This is a genomic window from Halopseudomonas sp. (genome assembly GCF_036961105.1).
Lineage (GTDB): Bacteria > Pseudomonadota > Gammaproteobacteria > Pseudomonadales > Pseudomonadaceae > Halopseudomonas.
Window position 1 is genome coordinate 135955 of the sequence record NZ_JBALWW010000006.1, and the last position, 19155, is coordinate 155109.

General features: G+C 58.9%; 19 protein-coding genes. 12 read left to right on the plus strand and 7 right to left on the minus strand.

The window, feature by feature from the left end; all coding sequences use genetic code 11:
* Positions 1–65: 65 nt before the first annotated feature.
* From V7756_RS08810 to V7756_RS08825, 4 genes are all read left to right on the plus strand, one after another.
* A complete protein-coding gene (locus V7756_RS08810; RefSeq protein ID WP_335609781.1) occupies positions 66–965 on the plus strand; it encodes a DMT family transporter in 900 nt (299 codons plus the stop codon).
* Between the two features lie 39 nt (positions 966–1004).
* Positions 1005–1259, plus strand: coding sequence for a hypothetical protein (locus V7756_RS08815; protein WP_335609782.1), 255 nt, complete (start codon positions 1005–1007; stop codon positions 1257–1259).
* Between the two features lie 73 nt (positions 1260–1332).
* Positions 1333–1566 (plus strand): DUF2789 domain-containing protein, encoded by a 234-nt coding sequence (locus V7756_RS08820; RefSeq protein WP_335609783.1) that lies wholly within the window; start codon positions 1333–1335, stop codon positions 1564–1566.
* A 116-nt stretch (positions 1567–1682) separates the two neighbouring features.
* Complete coding sequence (locus V7756_RS08825; RefSeq protein WP_335609784.1) at positions 1683–1874, plus strand: CsbD family protein; 192 nt, start codon at positions 1683–1685, stop codon at positions 1872–1874.
* A 99-nt stretch (positions 1875–1973) separates the two neighbouring features.
* On the opposite strand, the gene V7756_RS08830 is transcribed toward V7756_RS08825, so the two are convergent.
* The gene (locus V7756_RS08830; protein WP_335609785.1) at positions 1974–2513 is read right to left on the minus strand and encodes an ankyrin repeat domain-containing protein; all 540 of its coding nucleotides are present in this window, start codon (positions 2511–2513) and stop codon (positions 1974–1976) included.
* A gap of 270 nt (positions 2514–2783) precedes the next feature.
* Between V7756_RS08830 and V7756_RS08835 the strand changes: the two genes are divergently transcribed.
* Positions 2784–3980 carry a multidrug effflux MFS transporter gene (locus V7756_RS08835; protein ID WP_335609786.1) on the plus strand — a complete coding sequence of 399 codons (1197 nt, stop codon included), beginning with the start codon at positions 2784–2786 and terminating at the stop codon, positions 3978–3980.
* A gap of 60 nt (positions 3981–4040) precedes the next feature.
* Here the strand turns inward: V7756_RS08835 and fabB are convergent, their stop codons facing one another.
* The 6 genes from fabB to V7756_RS08865 all read right to left on the minus strand — a co-directional run bounded on the left by fabB (position 4041) and on the right by V7756_RS08865 (position 12965).
* On the minus strand, positions 4041–5258 hold the full coding sequence (fabB, locus tag V7756_RS08840; RefSeq protein ID WP_335609787.1) for a beta-ketoacyl-ACP synthase I: 1218 nt from the start codon (positions 5256–5258) through the stop codon (positions 4041–4043).
* Positions 5259–5269: 11 nt separating this feature from the next.
* Entirely contained in the window at positions 5270–5785 is a 516-nt protein-coding gene (gene fabA, locus V7756_RS08845; protein ID WP_335609788.1) for a 3-hydroxyacyl-[acyl-carrier-protein] dehydratase FabA, read from the minus strand.
* A 369-nt stretch (positions 5786–6154) separates the two neighbouring features.
* On the minus strand, positions 6155–7708 hold the full coding sequence (locus V7756_RS08850; protein WP_335609789.1) for a class I adenylate-forming enzyme family protein: 1554 nt from the start codon (positions 7706–7708) through the stop codon (positions 6155–6157).
* Between the two features lie 173 nt (positions 7709–7881).
* Positions 7882–9804 carry an ATP-binding protein gene (locus V7756_RS08855; protein ID WP_335609790.1) on the minus strand — a complete coding sequence of 641 codons (1923 nt, stop codon included), beginning with the start codon at positions 9802–9804 and terminating at the stop codon, positions 7882–7884.
* The gene (locus V7756_RS08860) at positions 9801–10679 is read right to left on the minus strand and encodes a hypothetical protein (protein ID WP_335609791.1); all 879 of its coding nucleotides are present in this window, start codon (positions 10677–10679) and stop codon (positions 9801–9803) included. The genes V7756_RS08855 and V7756_RS08860 overlap by 4 nt, the downstream gene beginning before the upstream one ends.
* A gap of 99 nt (positions 10680–10778) precedes the next feature.
* Positions 10779–12965 (minus strand): TonB-dependent receptor plug domain-containing protein, encoded by a 2187-nt coding sequence (locus V7756_RS08865; RefSeq protein ID WP_335609792.1) that lies wholly within the window; start codon positions 12963–12965, stop codon positions 10779–10781.
* A 132-nt stretch (positions 12966–13097) separates the two neighbouring features.
* Here V7756_RS08865 and V7756_RS08870 point away from each other — a divergent pair, with 132 nt between their 5' ends.
* The 7 genes from V7756_RS08870 (at position 13098) to V7756_RS08900 (ending at position 19138) form a co-directional block, all read left to right on the plus strand.
* The gene (locus tag V7756_RS08870) at positions 13098–14141 is read left to right on the plus strand and encodes an NAD(P)H-dependent glycerol-3-phosphate dehydrogenase (protein ID WP_335609793.1); all 1044 of its coding nucleotides are present in this window, start codon (positions 13098–13100) and stop codon (positions 14139–14141) included.
* A 1-nt stretch (position 14142) separates the two neighbouring features.
* Positions 14143–14490, plus strand: a complete 348-nt coding sequence (locus V7756_RS08875) for a DUF4389 domain-containing protein (protein WP_335609794.1) — start codon at positions 14143–14145, stop codon at positions 14488–14490.
* A complete protein-coding gene (gene sixA, locus V7756_RS08880) occupies positions 14487–14957 on the plus strand; it encodes a phosphohistidine phosphatase SixA (RefSeq protein ID WP_335609795.1) in 471 nt (156 codons plus the stop codon). Before V7756_RS08875 ends, sixA begins: the two co-directional genes overlap by 4 nt.
* 160 nt (positions 14958–15117) lie before the next feature.
* Positions 15118–16800: an AMP-binding protein gene (locus tag V7756_RS08885; RefSeq protein WP_335609796.1), complete on the plus strand. Its 1683-nt coding sequence runs from the start codon at positions 15118–15120 to the stop codon at positions 16798–16800.
* The gene (locus V7756_RS08890) at positions 16797–17240 is read left to right on the plus strand and encodes a hotdog fold thioesterase (RefSeq protein ID WP_335609797.1); all 444 of its coding nucleotides are present in this window, start codon (positions 16797–16799) and stop codon (positions 17238–17240) included. Before V7756_RS08885 ends, V7756_RS08890 begins: the two co-directional genes overlap by 4 nt.
* 120 nt (positions 17241–17360) lie before the next feature.
* Positions 17361–18245 carry an alpha/beta fold hydrolase gene (locus V7756_RS08895; protein WP_335609798.1) on the plus strand — a complete coding sequence of 295 codons (885 nt, stop codon included), beginning with the start codon at positions 17361–17363 and terminating at the stop codon, positions 18243–18245.
* 59 nt (positions 18246–18304) lie between these two features.
* Entirely contained in the window at positions 18305–19138 is an 834-nt protein-coding gene (locus V7756_RS08900) for a DUF4892 domain-containing protein (RefSeq protein WP_335609799.1), read from the plus strand.
* The last annotated feature ends 17 nt before the right edge of the window (positions 19139–19155 follow it).

Here is a 19155-nt window from a genome sequence, read left to right on the forward strand (position 1 = left end):
CTTGTTGCAAGCGGCTCCCTGGCAAAACCCTCGATAATGCGCCCTTACTATCCTAGGGACGCGTCATGAATATCTTTCTCTACGGCATCACTGTTCTGATCTGGGGCACCACCTGGATTGCCATTGCGATGCAATCGGGGCCTGTTCCGGCGGTAGTGTCGGTGTTCTATCGCTTTGCCCTGGCGGCAGCGGTATTGATGGGTGCTCTGTTGCTTGCCGGCAGGTTGCGGCGCCTGGCGGCCACCGATCACGGTTTCTGTGTGCTGCAGGGCATGTGCGTGTTCGGCCTCAACTTCTGCTGCTTCTACACAGCCAACGCCTATATCAACAGTGGACTGGAGTCCGTACTTTTCTCGCTGGCAACAGTGTTCAATGCGCTCAATGGCGTGATCTTCTTTGGTCAGCGGATAACCCGTCGCCTGCTGTGTGCGAACCTGCTTGGCCTGGTCGGAATCATCAGCCTGTTCTGGCAGGATCTTGTTGGCTCTGGTGTCGATACCGGCGTGCTGCTTGGAATAGCCTTGAGCCTGCTGGGCACCTACGGATTTTCATTGGGGAATATGATCAGTGTCCGGCACCAGGCGCGAGGGTTGGATTTGCTGTCTACCAATGCCTATGCCATGAGCTATGGCGCGTTGGCGATGTTGTTGCTGGCTGTGCTTACCGGCGCCGAGTTCAGCGTCGAGTGGACGCCTGCCTACGTCGGTTCGCTGCTGTATCTTGCCTTGTTCGGTTCGGTGGTCGGCTTTGCCGCCTATTTTTCATTGATCGGCCGTATTGGCGCGGGGCCGGCGGCGTACGCTACGCTGATGTTCCCCGTCATTGCGCTGGGTATGTCTACCCTGTTTGAAGGTTATCAATGGACGCCCAGCGCTTTTGCGGGGCTGGCACTGATTCTGCTGGGTAACCTGGTGATGTTCTATCGGCCCCGGCAGGCGGCCGTCCTGCCCAAGGTGGCGGGTTAACCAGAAAGATCGCTGCTGGTCGAGCAGATGGAGACTCTCATGGATTATTTCATTATTGCCGTGGCAATAGCGGCGGCGTTGTATTTCCACTGGTGGCTTTTTATCCGCATTCGCCGTTGGGCCCGGCGCGACCTGGCGCTATCGATGGCGGGGGAGGATCCTCACAAGCGAGCTTACATGCTGGAAAAGCTCGCCGAAGCGGAGCGCGAGAATATCGGCAAGCATGAGCTTGAAGCCTGGCTCAGACGCCAGGCGCAAGCTTATGAAACGCCGCCGGCAGCGCATAAAAATTGAACTGATGCGCCAGCACAGACTCTGTTTTAGTAAGTCAGCTCTTTTAGTTAAAGGTTTGCCAAGGAGATTTACCATGGAATTGCCGAACAAAGACCTTGTTACCCTGTTCGATCAACTAGGTCTGGATTCCGATCAGGCGAGTATGGATGCATTCTTTGCCAGTCATGCCTTGGCGCCTGAAACCAAACTCAGCGAAGCCGATTTCTGGACGCCATCCCAGGCGACTTTCCTGCGCGATGAAATTCGCGAAGATGCCGAGTGGGCACCCGTAGTGGATGAGCTCAACGCTCGTCTGCATGAGCGCTAACTTGACAGCACAGTAAACTGCTTGGCTTGTCAAAAAACAGGCCGATACGTCGTAATGTTCAAGCAGTGATTTCCAACCGAAGTTGAAGTCTACCGACTCACGATAGGGGAATGACCATGACCAGTACTACAGACAAGATCAAAGGCAAATACAACGAAGCCGCCGGCAAGGCCAAGAGTGAAGTAGGTCGTGCCACCGATGATGAAGAGCTGCAGGGTGAAGGTGAACTGCAGAATATCAAGGGCAAGGGCCAAGGGCTCAAAGGCGATGTCAAAGAAAAGCTGAAAGATGGGATCGACAAGAGCTGAGTATCACTCTCTTACCGGAGCCACTGAGCAATTCTTGTGCCGCTCCGCAATCCTGAAAGCCGCCCGCATGTCGCGGGCGGCTTTTTTATTGCCCTGGCGTCATCGCCCTGCGGCGAGTCGGCTCTGCAGCGACGCGGTTGCAGCTTTGGCACCCATGGCACGAGCGTAGTCCAGCGCAGAGCGCTGATCGTCATCCAGCGTGTTGAGATCGGCTCCTGCCTCTAACAGCAGCTCTATCATGTCGGTGCGATCAAACATGGCGGCATACATGAGTGGCGTCTTGCCGCCGGCTGGCCGGCCATCTACCGCAGCGCCATGCTGCAGTAACAGGCGCGCGATGGCTGCTTCGCCCTTGAATACCACGCCCGCCAATGGCGTTTGTGCGCGGCCATTGGCCAGCTCGGGATCGGCCCCACGTTCCAGTAGCAGACGCGTGGTGGCTTCATGGCCGTGATAGCTGGCCAGCATCAGCAGGCTATCGCCACTGCTGGTGAGGATGTCGACCGGCAGACCGGCATCCAGGATTGGCCGCAGCGCGTCGGTTTCGCCATTGCGGGCCAGATCAAACACCTTTTGTGCGAAAGCCAAAGCGTCGTCGTCCAGCGCGGGCTTGTCGCTGGTGGAAAATTCTTTGCTCATGCGGTCTCCATTACCTGAGGTGAACAGTGGTCACACTCTAGGCGAAAGCTCGCATTCTGTGCAGTGGAAAAAACATATGGCCCTGATAGGTATGGTCGGGCCAATTAAAGCAACACTCTGTTGCGCCTGGCAGGGCGGGTTTTCTGGCATGATGCGCGTTCGATATCTAAGCTGATATCGTTCCTTTCTGCTGACTTCTGCGCTACGCGCAGGGCAAGCTGTGTGGCAGCCAGAACCCTGGCCGGTGACGCAGCCCTGACGGATATCCTAATGTCTTTTTACATCCTGCTCATCCTGGGCGCTCTGAGCGCTTTTGGTCCTCTGGCCATTGATATGTATCTGCCGGCTTTCCCGGCTATTGGGGCGGCATTGAACGCGGATGCCGAGCAGGTCCAGTTAAGCCTCTCGGTCTACTTTCTCGGTCTGGCCAGTGGGCAACTGGTTTATGGCCCGCTGGCTGATCGATTTGGCCGGCGCAAGCCTCTGTTGATTGGTATTGCGCTGTTCTGCCTGGCCTCTTTTGCTTGCGCCATGGCGCCTACGCTGGAATGGCTCCTGGCTGCCCGCTTTGCCCAGGCCCTCGGGGGCTGCGCCGGTATGGTTGTCACACGCGCGGTGGTGCGCGATCTGTGCGCGCCGATTGATGCGGCCAAGGCATTCTCGCAGCTGATGTTGATTATGGGCGTTGCCCCCATCCTCGCGCCTCTGGCCGGTGGCGCAATGCTCAAGGTGGCAGGTTGGGCGAGTATTTTCTGGTTCCTGACGCTTTTTTCAGCACTTTTCGCCCTGGCGGTATATTTCTTTCTGCCCGAAACCCTGCCGGACGATGTGCCGGCGTCGAGGCTGAGCAGCGCGCTGGGGCGTTATTCCGGCCTCCTGCGCGAGCCGGTGTTCATGTTTCATTCGCTCACCGGCGGTGTGGCCATGGCCGGGATGTTTGCTTATATCGCCGGCTCGCCCTACATCTTCATCGAGCTTTACGGGTTGAGTGTGGACCATTACGCCTGGCTGTTTGGTGCCAATGCGGCCGGTTTCATTCTCTTTGCCCAATTCAACAGTCGCATGCTGCGGCGACATACGCCGTTGAGTCTGCTCAAGGGCACCACTGCCGTCTATCTGGCCGCCACGGCGGCGCTGCTGCTGGTGGCATTGTCACATTCGCTGAACCTCTGGCTGTTCTTGCCGCCATTGTTCTGCAGTGTCGCGGTGATTTCGCTGGTGATTCCCAACGCCTCGGCTTGTGCGCTGGCCGGTCACGGCCATCAGGCCGGGGTGGCTTCCGCGTTGATGGGAACCATGCAGTTTGCCATTGCCGGTCTGACGTCGGCGGCGGTGGGCTGGTTGCACGATGGCAGCAGCGTGCCCATGACCCTGGTGATGGCTGCGTGTGGGCTGGTAACCGTCATTATGGCATTGCTGGCGCGTCGTGCCTCTGCCCTGGCACCACAGCCAGGTTGGTCGTCCTGACCAGAAACGCAGCCATAAAAAACGCCGCAGAAGCGGCGTTTTTTATACGGGCCGATGTAATCAGGCTGCGTTCCAGCGCTTCATGATCAGCGTGGCGTTGGTGCCACCAAAGCCGAAGCTGTTGGACATCACCAGATCAACCGCCCGGTCCAGACGTTCGAGCAGGATCGGCAGATCCCCGGCGTTTTCATCCAGCTCTTCAATATTGGCGGAAGCCGCGAGGAAGTTGTCGCGTAGCATCAGCAGGCAGTAGATCGCCTCCTGCACCCCAGCTGCGCCGAGGGAATGACCGGACAGGCTCTTGGTCGAACTGATCTTGGGAGCCTTGTCACCGAAGACTTCGCGGATGGCCTTGAGTTCGGCTACATCGCCTACTGGAGTAGAGGTGCCATGGGTGTTGAGATACTCGATGGTGCCGTCGACTGTTGCCAGGGCCTGCTGCATGCAACGAACGGCGCCTTCACCGCTGGGAGCGACCATGTCGTAGCCGTCGGATGTCGCACCGTAACCCACGATTTCTGCGTAAATCTTGGCACCGCGCGCCAGAGCGTGCTCCAGTTCTTCCACCACCACCATGCCACCGCCGCCGGCAATCACAAAACCGTCGCGCTGGGTGTCATAGGCGCGAGAGGCTTTTTCCGGGGTATCGTTGTACTGGGTGGAGAGTGCGCCCATGGCATCGAACAGAATGGTTTGTGACCAGTGCTCTTCTTCGCCGCCGCCGGCAAAGACAATGTCCTGCTTGCCTAGTTGGATCAGCTCGGCAGCGTGCCCAATACAGTGCGCGCTGGTGGCGCAAGCTGAAGAAATGGAGTAGTTCACGCCCTTGATCTTGAATGGCGTGGCCAGACAGGCAGAGATGGTGCTACCCATGGTGCGGGTTACACGGTAAGGCCCGATCTTCTTCACGCCCTTTTCGCGCATGATGTCGATGGCTTCCATCTGGTTCAGGGTAGAGGCGCCGCCGCTACCGGCAACCAGCCCGGTGCGTGGGTTGCTCACCTGGTCTTCAGCCAGGCCCGCGTCAGCGATCGCCTGCTGCATGGACAGATAGGCGTAGGCCGCAGCATCGCCCATGAAGCGCTTGATCTTGCGATCAATGGCAGCATCCAGATCGATATCGACCGAGCCGGAGACATGACTGCGCAAGCCCATTTCAGCGTAAGAAGGGTTGAAGCGAATGCCTGGCTTGCCGGCCTTCAGGCTGGTAGCCACGCTTTCCAGGTCCTGGCCAAGGCAGGAAACAATGCCCATGCCGGTAATCACGACGCGACGCATAGTGATGATCCTCAGAAGCTGTCGGTGGAAGTAAACAGACCTACACGCAAGCCTTCGGCGCTGTAGATCTCACGGCCATCAACGGCCATGGTGCCATCGGCGATGCCGAGGGTGAGGGCGCGGTTGATGGTGCGTTTGATATGAATGGTGTAAGTGACTTTCTTCGCGGTGGGCAGCACCTGGCCAAAGAATTTGACCTCGCCTGAGCCGAGGGCGCGACCGCGGCCTTCGTAGCCCAGCCAGCCCAGGTAAAAGCCCACCAATTGCCACATGGCATCCAGGCCCAGACAGCCTGGCATGACGGGATCGCCTTCAAAATGACAGGCAAAAAACCAGAGATCAGGGCTGATATCCAGCTCGGCGACAATTTCGCCTTTGCCGTACTTGCCGCCGGTCTCGCTGATGTGAACGATGCGGTCCATCATCAACATGTTGGGGGCGGGGAGTTGTGCGTTACCGGGGCCGAACATCTCGCCACGGCTGCATTTGAGCAGCTCTTCCCGGGAATACGCATTCTGTTGTGTCATAGAGGCTCCTGCTCTTCCCCTGCTAGGGGGCGCTGTTAATTCGGCTTGACCTGATAATCAGGCAACATCTGAAAAAGCGCGCTGTGAGAAGCCAACATTACTAGATCCTGTGTTAAGAAATTTCTCTATTTCTATGAAATAAAGGAATTTTTGTTCAAGACTCTTGTTTTTCTGCTCTCGTGTTGCAGCGTTTTCAGATGTTTCCTGGCGCTATCGGGCCAGCGTAAGGTCAGACTGTACAGCTGACGATAAAGTCACAACTGTCGCTATTAACTGTGCAACAAGGCGTTGAGGATACCCGCGATAACGCCTGAGGACAAAGATTCTCTGTCCCCAGGCGGGGCGGCGCGGCGCCGGATCAGCGGGTTGTCAGTTCAGCGTGCCGAACTCGGCCTGGAAAATATCGCGCAGTTCACGCTTGAGCACCTTGCCGATGGCGCTGCGTGGCAGCTCCTCGGTGAGGATCAAGCGATTCAGCCGTTGGGTCTTGCCCACGCGCGCGTTGAACCATTCCAGCACTTGTTCGGCATCTACCTTGACGCCAGCCTTGGCCACCGCATAGCCCACCGGTGTTTCGCCCCAACTGGTGGAGGCGACGCCGATGACCGTCACATCCTGCAGGTCCGGGTGCTGGCGTAGCTCGGCTTCCAGATCGCTGGGATAGATGTTGAAGCCACCACTGATGATCATGTCTTTCTTGCGATCCATCAAAGTAAGAAAGCCTTCCTCGTCAAAGCGGCCGACATCGCCAGTGCGGATGAAGCGTTTGCCGGTGCTGTCATACCATTCTGCCTCAGCGGTTTTCTCCGGCTTGTTCAGGTAGCCCTTCATCATGGCGGGAGAATGGCCTACTACTTCACCGATCTCGCCGCGCGGCAGTTCATTCCCTTCTTCGTCGATCACGCGCATGTCGTGACCCTCGGACGGCATACCCACAGTGCCGAGTTTGGTGGGGTGCTGGTGAGCCGGCAGGATGCAGGAACCGCCGCCTTCGGTCATGCCGTAGAATTCCACCAGGCCACCGGGCCAGCGCGAGAGAATGTCGGCCTTGAGCGCAGCATGGAAGGGCGCGCTCGTGCTGAACTTCATGATGAAGCTGGACAGGTCGTACTTGTCAAAATCGTCACGCGCCATGAGGCGCTGATACTGTACGGGCACCAGCATGGTGTGGGTGACCTTGTGTTGCTCGGCCAATGACAGATACCGAGCGGCGTCGAACTTGGCCATGAGTACCACGGTGCCGCCGAGCCCCAGGGTCGGCAGGAAGGAAACCAGCGTAGTGTTGGAATATAGCGGCGTGGAAATCAGGGTGCGGCTGTCCGGGCCGTAGCTGAACACCAGCGCTCGCTGAATATGCGCCCAGCGCATGCCGTGCGATTGCACAATGCCTTTGGGCTCGCCGGTGGTGCCGGAGGAATAGATGATGTTGAACACGGCTTCCGGCGCCAGTGCCACAGCAGTTGGTTGGGTATTGGCCAGCCAACTGCTGTACGAGGGCTCGCCCACGCTGTCATCAAGGCTGTACAGCGGCGCCTCCAGGCGTTCGCGCACTGTGCTGAGCGCATCGCGCACGGCAGCGTCGACAAAAAACAGTCTGGCTGCGGAATCCTTCAGCATGCCCAGCAGGCCTTCAGGTGTGGAGGAGGGGGCGAGTGGAGCCACCACCACGCCGGCCCGCAGGGCGCCGACAAAAAGTACTGAATAGTTGATCGAGTTGGCGGAGCACACCGCTATCGCCTCACCGGGTTGTATTCCATCACGCTGCAACGCCGCAGCTACCTGGTCGGCCTGGGCATCCAGTTCGCGGTAAGTCAGGCTGGCTGCATCCTGCATCAGGGCAGGATGGTCGCCACGCTCGCGCGCGTGCATTGCAACCAATTCAGGGAGTGTGCTGTAGGGCGTTTCCAGGGTGATAGTTGGCATTGTTGTGAACTCGTAGGACGGGATTCGGAAAGTTGCTTACCCGGTCGCGACGCTGTTGCGCAGCATGAGACGCGGACGGAGGCAAAAAAGAGGTCTAGTGTCGCGATAATTGTTGGCTGAATCCAGCTTCGCTAAAGTTTGTAGCCCAGCAGAATAGGATGGGATCAACCTGATCAATGATCTGTCGGGGGAGCCCAGCGATTGAGCGCTTGCAGCAATGCCTGACGGCTCACGGGCTTGCTGAGAAAGTCCTGCATTCCGGCTTCCTCGCAATGCCGCCGATCCAGATCAAAGGCGCTGGCAGTCAACGCAATGCAGGGAATGGGGGAGCGCCCTTCAGCGGCGCATCGCGCGTGATAGCGGCGGCAGACTTCCAGGCCATCGGTGTCGGGCAGATGGATGTCCATCAAGATGAGCGCGTAACGTTGCGGCTGGCTTGCCAGCAGTTGCAGGGCCTGCTCGCCGGTACCGGCAATCTCTACCTGCATATCGAAACTGTGCAGCATGCCTTCGATCACCATCTGGTTGACCGGGTTGTCTTCTACCAGCAGCAGTGGTTGGTCGTGACGACCCTGAGGCGCCGGCAACTCACCGGCGGTGGCCGGGAGATGGTTGCCGGCCAGCTCCAGCGGAATATGGAAGTTGAACCTCGATCCCTTGCCTTCAGTGCTGTGTGCTACCAGTTCGCCGCCCATTTTCTGCACAAAGGTGCGGGCAATGGAGAGGCCCAAGCCGGTGCCGCCAAAACGGCGTGAGGTGCTGGAGTCGGCCTGCTGAAAAGCATCAAACATGCTTTCCAGCCGTTCAGCCGCTATGCCTATGCCGGTATCTGTCACCTCGCACTCCAGCCACAGCCGGTTGCTTTCGGACAGGTGCCAGTTGGCGCTCACGGTAACGTTGCCCGCTTCGGTGAACTTGAGCGCATTGCCGATAAGGTTGACCAGGATCTGGCGGATGCGGGTTGGGTCGCCCTGCACCTGGGACCATTGCCGGTCGCCCTCCAGCCGGGTGATCAGCTGCAGGCCCTTCTGACGCGCGGTGTGTTCAAAGACGTTGACCGAGGAACTGATCAATTGTGGCAAGTTGAAGGGGATGTTTTCCAACTCCAGCGCGCCGCGTTCAATGCGGGAAAAATCGAGAATATCGTTGATCACCTTGAGCAGGTGATCGGTAGACTCACCGGCAATGTGCACGTACTCACTCTGCTCGCTGCTCAACTCGGTGGTTTCCAGCAGCTGCAGCATGCCGAGAACGCCATTCATCGGTGTGCGCAGTTCATGGCTCATCATGGCCAGAAACTCGGATTTTGCGCGGTTGGCGGCTTCGGCGTCCTCACGCGCGCTGACCAGCTGCCGCATGGCCTGCTGCTGCTGATCCCTGGATTGCTCCAGGGTGGCAGCGAGGCTGTTGATGTTGTGCATCAGCTGTCCGATTTCATGCTTGTCGTCTACTTCAAGCCGGGTGCTGAGCTGGCCTTCCTGCAACTTGTGCACCGCTTTGCCCATGCGTGCCATAGGATTGGCCAGCGCCTGAGCCAGGCGGATGGCCAGGAACAGCGTGGCAATAAGCACCAGCGCTGCAACACTCAAGGTTTTCAGCAAAATGCGCTGCTGGCGCGCCGCAAAGGCTTCGTTGCTCAGCCCCACATGAACCTGACCCAGATAGCGGGACTCGTCATCGGCGTTTTCCTGGGGCGCATCCAGCATGAACAACTCGTTTTGCAAGGCGATGCGCTGGCGCATGATATCGGCGACAAATACCTGCAGACCGGCGTCGGCATTGCTGGCCTTCTTGCTGAGCATCAGCAAGGGCTTGCCGGTTTTGTCGAAAACCTGCACGTGCCTTACATGCGGCATGTTGAGTGCGCCCTGCATCAGGCTTTCAAGAGTACGCAAATTGCCACTGATTACGCCGTACTCGGCAGCGGGTGCCAATTGGTCGGCAATCAGTTGTCCGGTCAGTTGCAGCTCTCGATTGACATCATCGAGCCGCTCGCTGGTCAGGAAGGTGAAGCCCACCAGGCTCATCAGAAGCACAGGCAAGGTGGCTATGAGGATCAGCCGGCTGAAGATAGTGCCGTGTTGCAGAAAACTCATGGTGCTTGCTCCAGCTCGGCCAGCTCTCGAGCGAGCTTGGCGTCATCGGGGACAGGCAGGCCGAGTGACCGCGCTACCTGTGCATTGCTAAGAACGGAGAAGTACGCCGGATAGGCTATGGGGTCATCGGGCTCCCTGCCCTTGAGCAACCAGGCTACGCTGCGAGCCATGTCTTGCGGTGTGCTGTAGGTAGTACTCAGGCTGCCGGCCTCAATAAAGGGCGCGCTCGGGCCGATCAGCACCTTGTTGCGCGAATAGCTGGTCAGCAGAATGGTTTTCAGGTTGTCGGCGTTGTAGATGGCCGGGTCATCAATACCCATGAGTACATCGCTGCGTTCGAGGACCTGCAGCAGGGCGCGCGTCAGATGCTCTGGGCGCGTGGCAGTCTCGCTGCGTGCCTGCAGTCCGCTGGTCTCGACGGCAGCGGTCCACTCCTGTTCCAGGCCGTTAGCCGCCGGGCTGTACAGCAGCCCGACTGTGCGCAGGCGCGGCAGCAAACGTTTGGCGAGTTGCAACTGACGTGTCGGCTTGGGGTTGGCCAGCAGCACGCGCAGATAGTTCGGTAGCGGGCTGTCGGGGAGGGCGTGGCTATTGAGGTAGAGCGCTATGGTGGGCGTTTGCAGTGGTGCCTGCAGACGCCAGTCCAATCGTTCGCTGCCAAGGGTGATGATAAGGTCACTGTTGGTCGCTTCGGGAGCTGGTGCGTCGGAAACAGAAATCTGCTCGTCCGGCAGATGCGCGCGCAGCGACGCGGCGAACTCGGTAATAAGCGGGCTGCTGGTTGCCGGCACCGCGACCAGAATGTCGCGAGCAGACACGCTGGCGGTAAAGCAAACCAGTATCAGCAGATAGAGAGCCCGGCCGGCGAAACTCATCCCGGCATAAGCCCCAGATAATACCAATCCATCATCCTACACATCCCTGTCGGCGTCCTGTCCGGTTCCTGAACTTTAGGCTTAGTGGCCACAGCCTGCTCAAAAGTTTAGTTCAGCGCTTAAATAATAGTGGTTGGGGTCGTCGTAAACGTTTTCGCTCCAGGTCAGCGCTTCGTCGTCGAGCCGGTGCTGCAGTACCAGTGCAAGGTTCAACTGGCTGCGCTGGCCGATGGCAAAGCCCTTTGCCAAACGGAAATCCAGGCGTTCAAAGCGTCGCTCATTGAGCTGATCCGCGCCGTAGTAGATCAGGCTGCTTTCGATGCGCGCGGGCCAGGTTCTGAGCCAGGCGGCGCTACCGGAGTTGCGCGCGGTCAGACGCTGGTCCAGTTCGCTGGTCGCTTCGAAATCCACATAGGCGTAGGTGAGCCTGAACCTGTCCGAGTAGGTGGCACGCCAGTCGATTTGTGCTTCGGCGCCTTCGAACTCGGCAGAGGAGGCATTGTTGGGGTAGAAATTCGTGATCTTCAGCGGCTCACTGTTCATGCCGGTAATGCGCTCCTGAAATACGCGCAGATCAAGTGCCAGGCCATATCGGTGAAAAGTGCCGTTGTAGCCGACTTCACGCGAGCGCATGATTTCGGTGTCCAGGTCACCGGGACCGACCGCTGTTGCATAATAGGTCTGCTCGCCGCTAACCGGCCCTGACAGATTCTTTATCTGGTATGTCCAGTTGACATTGTTCTCGTACATGTCTGGTGTACGTACGGCTTCGGAATAGACAAATCGCAGGCTGTGCAGCGGCGCAACAAAGTAATGCATCGCCAGGCGTGGGGAAAAGGCGTCGCCAACCAGCTCCGAATCCTCGTACATGCCGCCGACCTGAAATAACCAGTTGGCGTGCGGCCGGTATTCCGCATTGCCGAACACCTGGGTTATGCCATTGTCGATAGCGCCATCGAAGAAGGTCTCCGACTTTGCCCGGTCCTGCCGGTAGCTGGCACCGCTGACGAAGCGCAACTGCTCGTTGAGTCGCAACGTATCCTGTACTTCAAGATGGTAGCGGCTCTCGCGCATGTGCTGATTGATATCGAAGCAGGCTGGTTCGCTGTCGAGATATTGCTGACGCTCCTGGACAATGGCTTCGCCAAGATCACCGAGATAGTCGTAGTATTCTCCGTACATGAAGTCGCGCATGTATAAGCGCAGACCGCCGGCTATATCGTGAGTCATGTAACGGCTGACGCGGCGCACGGCCAGCGGGCTCAAATCCGACAGCTCCTGCAAATTGGCCGAGAAAGCCAGGGGGCTGTCACAGGCACGCCAATCGCTCAGGCGCTCCATGTGCTGTGCGTACCCCAGTACCTGCAAGCTGTGATTCTCAGAGAGATCCACTTTCCACAAGGCCTGTGCGGAGTAGTCGTGACCGCGAATGTCCGAGTTGGGTTGCCATTGATCAATGAGTTCATCGTACAACCCGAGCGGCTTTTTGGACGCGCCAAGGAAGGGACTGTAATCGTAATAGCCCTGGCGACTGGTTTCGCTGGCGGCCAACTGCCATTCGAGGGTGTTGGTAGCATCGATCTGCAAAGCGCTGCTCAAATTGAAACGGGTCAGGCGTTTGCCGTCGCGGTATTCCTGGCCTGGCTCTTCGTAGCTGTCAAAACCGTCGTCCTGCATGCCTGACAGCGTCAGCCGGGTCTGCCTGTTGTCGGTACTGAAACCCTGACGCGCAACCCAGTCGCTGACACCACGGGTACCCTTGGTGACCTTGAGGCTGGTGCCCAGAGTGTCGCGCGGGTGGAGGGTGACGATATTGATCACCCCCATCAGCGCGTTGGCGCCATAAGCCGCTGTATTGGGGCCGCGAAACACCTCGATGCGGTCAATATCCTCGATGGCGACCGGGATTTCGGCCCAATCCACGGTGGCGAAGCCGGGACGGTAGACCGAGCGGCCATCCACCAGTACCTGCAGACGTCGTGCCTCGGTCACATTGGTGCCGTGGTAATTGACATTGATCTGGTTGCCGCGCCGGTAACCGATCATCATGCCCGGCACCAGGCGCAGAATCTCCGGTATGTCCCGGGCGCCACTGGCCCGTATCAGTTGGCGGTCGAGCACCGTCATGCTGCCGGGCACCTCAGCTGGCGCCTGCCTGAGGCGGGTCGCACTGAGAACCGTCGGCAATTCGAGGTCGTCAAGCAACGGATCCGTTGTCGCCTGCAAGCTTAGCGGCAGACCCAGCAACGCGAGTCCGGCCAGAAAGGGTATTGGATGGGTAGACATATGATGGCAGTTTGTATTTTTTAGTTCTTGGTGGCCCATATTAACTGTCACAACAGGTTTTTCCACCGCTGAATCGCTGTTATCGTCGGGCGGGCTTATACTGGCCCTGGAAAACCTGATTAAGGATGTTGCATGACCGATTCCAAAGCGGCTGTTTGCGTATTAGGCGGAGGCAGCTTCGGCACTACCCTGGCCAATCTCATGGCCTGTGAAGGCCAACCGGTTACGCTCTGGCTGCGTGATCATGATGTGGCTGAGCATATTCGCAAGCAGCATGAAAATCCGCGGTACCTGCCCGGGTTTCAGCTCGACCCCCGATTGCAGGTATCTACCGATATCGAAGCCACCATCGCTGCAGCGGACCTGGTATTTCTTGCCATCCCCAGTGGTGCCTTTCGCAGCGTGTTACAGCAGATCGGCCCCAAACTTGCCGGCAAGCAGGTGGTCAGTACCACCAAGGGTATCGAGCAGCCCGGCTTTCTGATGATGAGCCAGATTGTCGAGCAGGAGGCACCCGAGGCGCGCGTAGCCGTGCTCTCCGGCCCCAACCTGGCGAAGGAAATGGCGGCCGGCGAGCTGACCGCGACCGTAGTCGCCAGTGAAGACGAAGCGCTCTGTTTATCGGTGCAAGCGGCGCTGGGCAGCAAGAATCTGCGCGTTTATGCCAGTCAGGATCGCTACGGCGTCGAGTTGGGTGGCGCGTTGAAGAACGTCTACGCCATCATTTCCGGCATGGCGGTGGCGCTGGGCATGGGGGAGAACACCAAAAGCATGCTGATTACCCGCGCGCTGGCGGAAATGACCCGTTTTGCCGTACACATGGGAGCCAATCCGCTGACTTTTCTGGGGCTTGCCGGAGTCGGCGACCTGATTGTGACCTGCATGTCGCCGCAATCGCGCAACTTTCGCGTCGGCCACGCCTTGGGTAAAGGCGAAACGCTGGAACAAAGCGTGGCTCGCCTGGGTCAAGTGGCAGAGGGCGTCAATACGTTGAAAACGCTCAAGCAGAAGGCGGATGAAGAAGGCGTTTACATGCCGCTGGTAGCTGGCCTGCACGCGATAGTGTTTGAACAGCAGCCGCTGGGCAAGGTGATCAGCAAACTGATGGCGGCAGAGCAGAAGCACGACGTCGAATTTTCCGCTTTCATGAGCTGTACCCCGATCAAGGACCAATGAAATGCACGCATTGAAAGAATCTCTGGGATCGGCTGATTTCTGGTTGCGCCTGCTGTATACCTTTTTGTTCATGCTGGCCTGGCAGGTGGTGGAAATACTGCTGGCGTTGCTGGTGGTGATCCAGATTGTGGTACGGCTCTTTACCGGTGAACCCAATAGAGACGCCATCGAGTGGGGTGAAAGTCTGTCCGTCTACGCCTGCCAGATCGGCCGCTTTGTGACCATGGCCAGCGAGCAGAAACCCTGGCCCTTCGTCGAGTGGCCGCAAGCCGAGCGGCAGTCTGCCCCTGAGCCAAAGCCCGCCGAAGCCGCAGCAGCGCCTGCGCCACCGACCGACCTGCAGCCATGAAACTCTGGATCCTGCGCCATGGCCAGGCTGCCGCGCAGGCCATCACAGACCCTGAGCGCCCGCTGACCGCGGCGGGTGAGGCCGAGGTTTTGGCTATCAGCAGCCTGCTGGCAGACCAGCAGTTGGACGCAATTCTGGCCAGCCCCTATCTGCGCGCCCAGCAGACCGCAGCGCTGGCGCGCAGAGCGCTGAGCTTTACCGGCGATGTGGGTACCGCGCCCTGGCTGACGCCTGACGACGAAGCCGCTACTGCCCTGAGCTTTCTGGCGGAACGTCAGGAACACAACCTGCTGCTGGTTTCCCATCAGCCGCTGGTCAGTCAGCTTGTCAGTCTGTTGGTGGAAGGTAATCGCGCGGCGCATTATCCGATGCCTACCGCCGCTTTGGCCTGCATCGAGCTGGACTTTGTGACTGCCGGCCTAGGCACTCTGGTGCAGCTCGCCGTACCGGCCGATCTGAAGCGCTGAACAAAGATCTCCGCATAGCAGTGATCTGATCCGCAAGCTGCAAGTCAGGGCCTTGTGGTCTGTTGTGAGCATGGGATAGTGTTCACTCAAACGGGTGATCACGCCATCGCGCGTGATGTCATACCAAGAATAATAATGAGCATAATCACGAGGGCAGTGTATGGGCGCCTTGAGCACACCGCCGACGACGGCCCTTGACGCTTTTCTGCGTCAGGAGAGTCTGCAGGCAGACAAGAGCTACCTGATTCAACCGATGCCCGATGGGGGGCTCGTTGAACTGAGCTGGCGCGAGGTTGGCGAGCAGGCCAGGCGTATGGCCGCCTATCTCACCTCCCTGGCCCTTGCGCCGGGCAGCAAAATAGGCTTGCTGTCGAAAAATTGTGCCCACTGGATAGTCGCCGACCTGGCAATCTGGATGGCTGGCCATGTGTCGGTACCGCTTTACCCCAATCAGACTGCCGACAGCATAAAGCAGGTGCTGGAACACTCCGACGCCAGCGCAGTATTTATCGGCAAGCTCGATGAGTGGCAAGCGATGCGCCCGGGCGTGCCAGGCGACATGCCCTGGATAGGGCTACCACTGGCGCCCGCAGACGATCACATCCAGCCCTGGGAAACCTTGCTGCAGGCCCACGAGCCATTGCAGCAGTTGTGCATGCCTAACCCTGATCAGCTGGCGACCATTGTTTATACGTCCGGCACCACCGGTGTGCCCAAAGGTGTGATGCTGAGCTTTGGCAGCATGTACTTGTCGGCCAATAACGGCTTGCGGCTGTTCAATATCAGCGCGGAAGATCGCCTGCTATCCTATTTGCCGCTGAGTCACGTGGCGGAGCGCCAGTTCATCGAGATTGCTTCGTTACTGTCCGGGCAGCGGGTGTATTTCGTCAACAGTGTGGCCAGCTTTTTCGAGGACATGAGGCGCGCCAGACCCACGGTATTTTTTGCCGCGCCGCGCATCTGGGAGCACTTCAAAGCCTATGCGCAGCAGCGCCATGGCTCGGCCTGGTCGCAGCTGCAGATGAAGTTGCCACTGCTGTCCGAGCGCAAGTCCCAGCAGGTTCTGGCCGACCTGGGGCTGGATCGGGTGCGCTACGCGGTGTGCGGTGCGGCGAGTTTACCCGCTGCGCTGTGCCGTTGGTTTGCCGATCGCGGTTTGCAGATAGTTGAAGCTTACGGCATGACCGAGAATTGCGGCTATTCGCACCTGGGCCGACCAAAAAAGATCAAGGCCGGCTATATAGGGCTGCCAAACCCGGGTGTGGAGTGTCGCCTCACCGCCGACGGCGAGGTGCTGGTACGCAGCCGCGCAGTCATGCTTGGCTACTACAAGGACCCGGTGCGCACCGCAGAAATACTCGATGAGGACGGTTTTTTACACACCGGTGATCTTGGCGAGATCGACCAGGAAGGCTTTCTCCGGCTGACCGGGCGGGCCAAGGATATCTTCAAGACCTCAAAAGGTCGCTACGTGACCCCGGCTCCCATTGAAGCCCTGTTACTCGACAATCCGCTTATCGCCGATGCCTGCGTGGTCGGCCATGATCTGCCGCAGCCGCTGGCGCTGGTGCGTCTGAGCAAACACGCACACGAGTCACCGGAGCAGCTGCAGCGTCAGCTGGATACCTTCCTTGTACAAGTCAACGATGGCTTGCAACGCAGCGAGCAGTTGGGTTGCCTGGTGGTGATCAGCGACGAATGGAACGTTGAAGGCGGTTTTCGTACGCCCAACCAAAAACTAAAACGCAACGTGGTTGAGGCTACCTATCAGGCGCAGTTGCACCTGTGGCTGGTGGCGGGCAAAACCATCGTTTGGCAACAGAAGGCAGAGGAACCAGCATGAGTTCAATCTGGTTTGGCAAGATAGACCTGGCAGCGATGAACGCGCCCGGCGAACATATCAATACGCTGTTGGACATCCGGCTGGAGGAGCACGGCGACGACTGGATCAGTGCCAGCATGCCGGTGGACAGTCGCACCCATCAGCCCTACGGCATCTTGCACGGCGGCGCTTCTGTGGTGCTGGCCGAATCGGTGGGCAGCATAGCCTCTCATCTGTGCATCGACAGCAGCCGTTTCTACTGCGTGGGCCTTGAGGTCAACGCCAATCATCTCAAGGCGGTCAAGAGCGGCAGGGTAACTGCGTTGGCCAAGCCACTGCATCTGGGGCGTACCACCCATGTCTGGGATATTCGGCTGAGCAACGAGCAGGGCGCGATGACCTGTATCGTGCGTCTGACAATGGCCATAGTTCCGCTCGAATCCGGCAAAAAAACCGCCTAGAGGTGCGAGTCAGGCTGGTCTATGCCGCTGCATTCACGGCGGCAGTGCTTGATTGTCGCCGCGCGTCCGAGACATTAAATTGGGCCGTAGACTCAAGCCCAGCATGCCAACGGATACCAGATGACAGTTACCAGCCGCGAAGTACGTTTTTCTCTTTCCTCCCTTGAAGTTGCCGGCAAAGTCTGGGGCGAGCCCGGCGGCGTGCCGGTCATTGGCCTGCATGGCTGGCTGGATAATGCTGCGACCTTTGACCAGATCGCACCGGCGCTGCAGGGCGTGCAACTGGTGGCGCTGGATCTGCCGGGCCACGGTCTTTCCGATCACCTGCCCATGGCCGGTTATAGTCTCTGGCAGCAGGCATCCACCGTATTGCAGGTAGCCGAAGATCTGGGCTGGGAGCGCTTTGCGCTGCTGGGTCACTCCATGGGCGCGATCATCAGCGGTATTCTCTGCGGCAGTCTGCCTGATCGCATTCTGGGCGCGGCGATGATCGACGGGCTCATGCCCTTTACCTCCGAAGCGGTCGACGCGCCCAAGCAGATGGCGCGCTTTTTTACCTCCAGCCTGGCGGTGGGTAACAAACGCAAGCCGGTCTACGACAGCGTCGAAAAAGCCATAGCCGCGCGCGTGCTCGGTGGTACCACCAGTATCACCCGGGAAGCAGCCAGTTGCCTGGTTGAACGTGGCCTGATGCCAGACCAGGGCGGTTGGACCTGGCGCACCGACCCGCAGCTCATGCTGCCTTCACCGCTGCGTTTTACCAATCATCAGGCGGTGACCTTCATCGAAGCCATTCGCTCTCCCGCAATGCTGGTGCTGGCCAACCAGGGAGTGATGCACAAGCATCCTCAGGTGCTCGATCGCATTGAGCGCTTCAAGCACATCCAGTTACATAAAATGGACGGCGGTCATCATCTGCATCTTGAGGCGCAGGCCCCCGCGGTAGCGGCGCTGCTCAGCGACTTCTACAACTCGCTGCCGGCGAGCGAGGCCAAGGCATCCTGACTGCGACCAGGCAAACCGGGTATGCTGTAGGTCAGCCTTTTGCCGCATCAAGGAAACCCATGTCTTTGCGTCATACCCCGTTGCTTGCATGCACCCTTGCCGGTTTATTGAGCGCTGTGGCGAGCGCAGACGAGGCCTTTGATCGGTCCCTCAGTATCCAGCCGTTCATTCATGCCACGGCTGTCGAGCAGGAGTTGCTGCCGAACGCGGAGCATCAGGTAGTCATCGGCAGTATTCGCCGCATCAACAATCAACTTCGCGCCGAGCGCGAGGTACGCGCGAGCGGCGAACTGCTACGCGCGACCTGGCAGATCAAGGACGGGTACAGCCCGGATGAGGCTTTCCGCGACGCCTTGCAGCAGCTGACTCAACTCCCACATACGCTGCTTTACACCTGCGAAGGGCGCGAGTGCGGTAGCAGCAGTCTGTGGGCCAATCAGGTGTTCAAAAATTCGCAGTTGTACGGGCCGGAGGAGGATCAACGTTATCTGGCGCTGCGTCTGGATGGCGAGCAACAGCGCTTTGTTTCGCTCTATTCGATCACCCGTGGCAATAAGCGCAGCTACCTGCATCTGGATCAGTTCACCCCGAGTCCGGCTATCAGTGAGGCGCTGTATCCCACGCCGACCACCTTGCTGAAGGTGCTCAAGCGCGAGAATCAGTTGGTACTACCGGCCCTCGATATGAGTCACGCCCAAGCGCAGCCCAGTGCGGAATGGATTCGTCTGCTGGTACGCATGCTGCGCACCGACTCCCTGCTGCGGGTGACCATCGATGGTGCAGGTGCGCCAGAGTTGGCTGAGGCCTTGAAGGCGGGGGGGATTCGCGATAACCGTATACAGGTTGGCCAGCCAGAGCCGGAGCAGGGCGTGCGCATCACGCGCATCCGCTGATCCGGCCGGGCTTGCTG

Coding starts and splice junctions, on each gene's coding strand:
- V7756_RS08895 (WP_335609798.1), top strand. CDS start 17,361: ATGACAGTTACCAGCCGCGAAGTACGTTTTTCTCTTTCCTCCCTTGAA.
- V7756_RS08885 (WP_335609796.1), top strand. CDS start 15,118: ATGGGCGCCTTGAGCACACCGCCGACGACGGCCCTTGACGCTTTTCTG.
- V7756_RS08830 (WP_335609785.1), bottom strand. CDS start 2,513: ATGAGCAAAGAATTTTCCACCAGCGACAAGCCCGCGCTGGACGACGAC.
- V7756_RS08855 (WP_335609790.1), bottom strand. CDS start 9,804: ATGAGTTTTCTGCAACACGGCACTATCTTCAGCCGGCTGATCCTCATA.
- V7756_RS08810 (WP_335609781.1), top strand. CDS start 66: ATGAATATCTTTCTCTACGGCATCACTGTTCTGATCTGGGGCACCACC.
- fabB (WP_335609787.1), bottom strand. CDS start 5,258: ATGCGTCGCGTCGTGATTACCGGCATGGGCATTGTTTCCTGCCTTGGC.
- fabA (WP_335609788.1), bottom strand. CDS start 5,785: ATGACACAACAGAATGCGTATTCCCGGGAAGAGCTGCTCAAATGCAGC.
- V7756_RS08870 (WP_335609793.1), top strand. CDS start 13,098: ATGACCGATTCCAAAGCGGCTGTTTGCGTATTAGGCGGAGGCAGCTTC.
- V7756_RS08815 (WP_335609782.1), top strand. CDS start 1,005: ATGGATTATTTCATTATTGCCGTGGCAATAGCGGCGGCGTTGTATTTC.
- V7756_RS08860 (WP_335609791.1), bottom strand. CDS start 10,679: ATGAGTTTCGCCGGCCGGGCTCTCTATCTGCTGATACTGGTTTGCTTT.
- V7756_RS08890 (WP_335609797.1), top strand. CDS start 16,797: ATGAGTTCAATCTGGTTTGGCAAGATAGACCTGGCAGCGATGAACGCG.
- V7756_RS08900 (WP_335609799.1), top strand. CDS start 18,305: ATGTCTTTGCGTCATACCCCGTTGCTTGCATGCACCCTTGCCGGTTTA.
- sixA (WP_335609795.1), top strand. CDS start 14,487: ATGAAACTCTGGATCCTGCGCCATGGCCAGGCTGCCGCGCAGGCCATC.
- V7756_RS08865 (WP_335609792.1), bottom strand. CDS start 12,965: ATGTCTACCCATCCAATACCCTTTCTGGCCGGACTCGCGTTGCTGGGT.
- V7756_RS08835 (WP_335609786.1), top strand. CDS start 2,784: ATGTCTTTTTACATCCTGCTCATCCTGGGCGCTCTGAGCGCTTTTGGT.
- V7756_RS08850 (WP_335609789.1), bottom strand. CDS start 7,708: ATGCCAACTATCACCCTGGAAACGCCCTACAGCACACTCCCTGAATTG.
- V7756_RS08825 (WP_335609784.1), top strand. CDS start 1,683: ATGACCAGTACTACAGACAAGATCAAAGGCAAATACAACGAAGCCGCC.
- V7756_RS08820 (WP_335609783.1), top strand. CDS start 1,333: ATGGAATTGCCGAACAAAGACCTTGTTACCCTGTTCGATCAACTAGGT.
- V7756_RS08875 (WP_335609794.1), top strand. CDS start 14,143: ATGCACGCATTGAAAGAATCTCTGGGATCGGCTGATTTCTGGTTGCGC.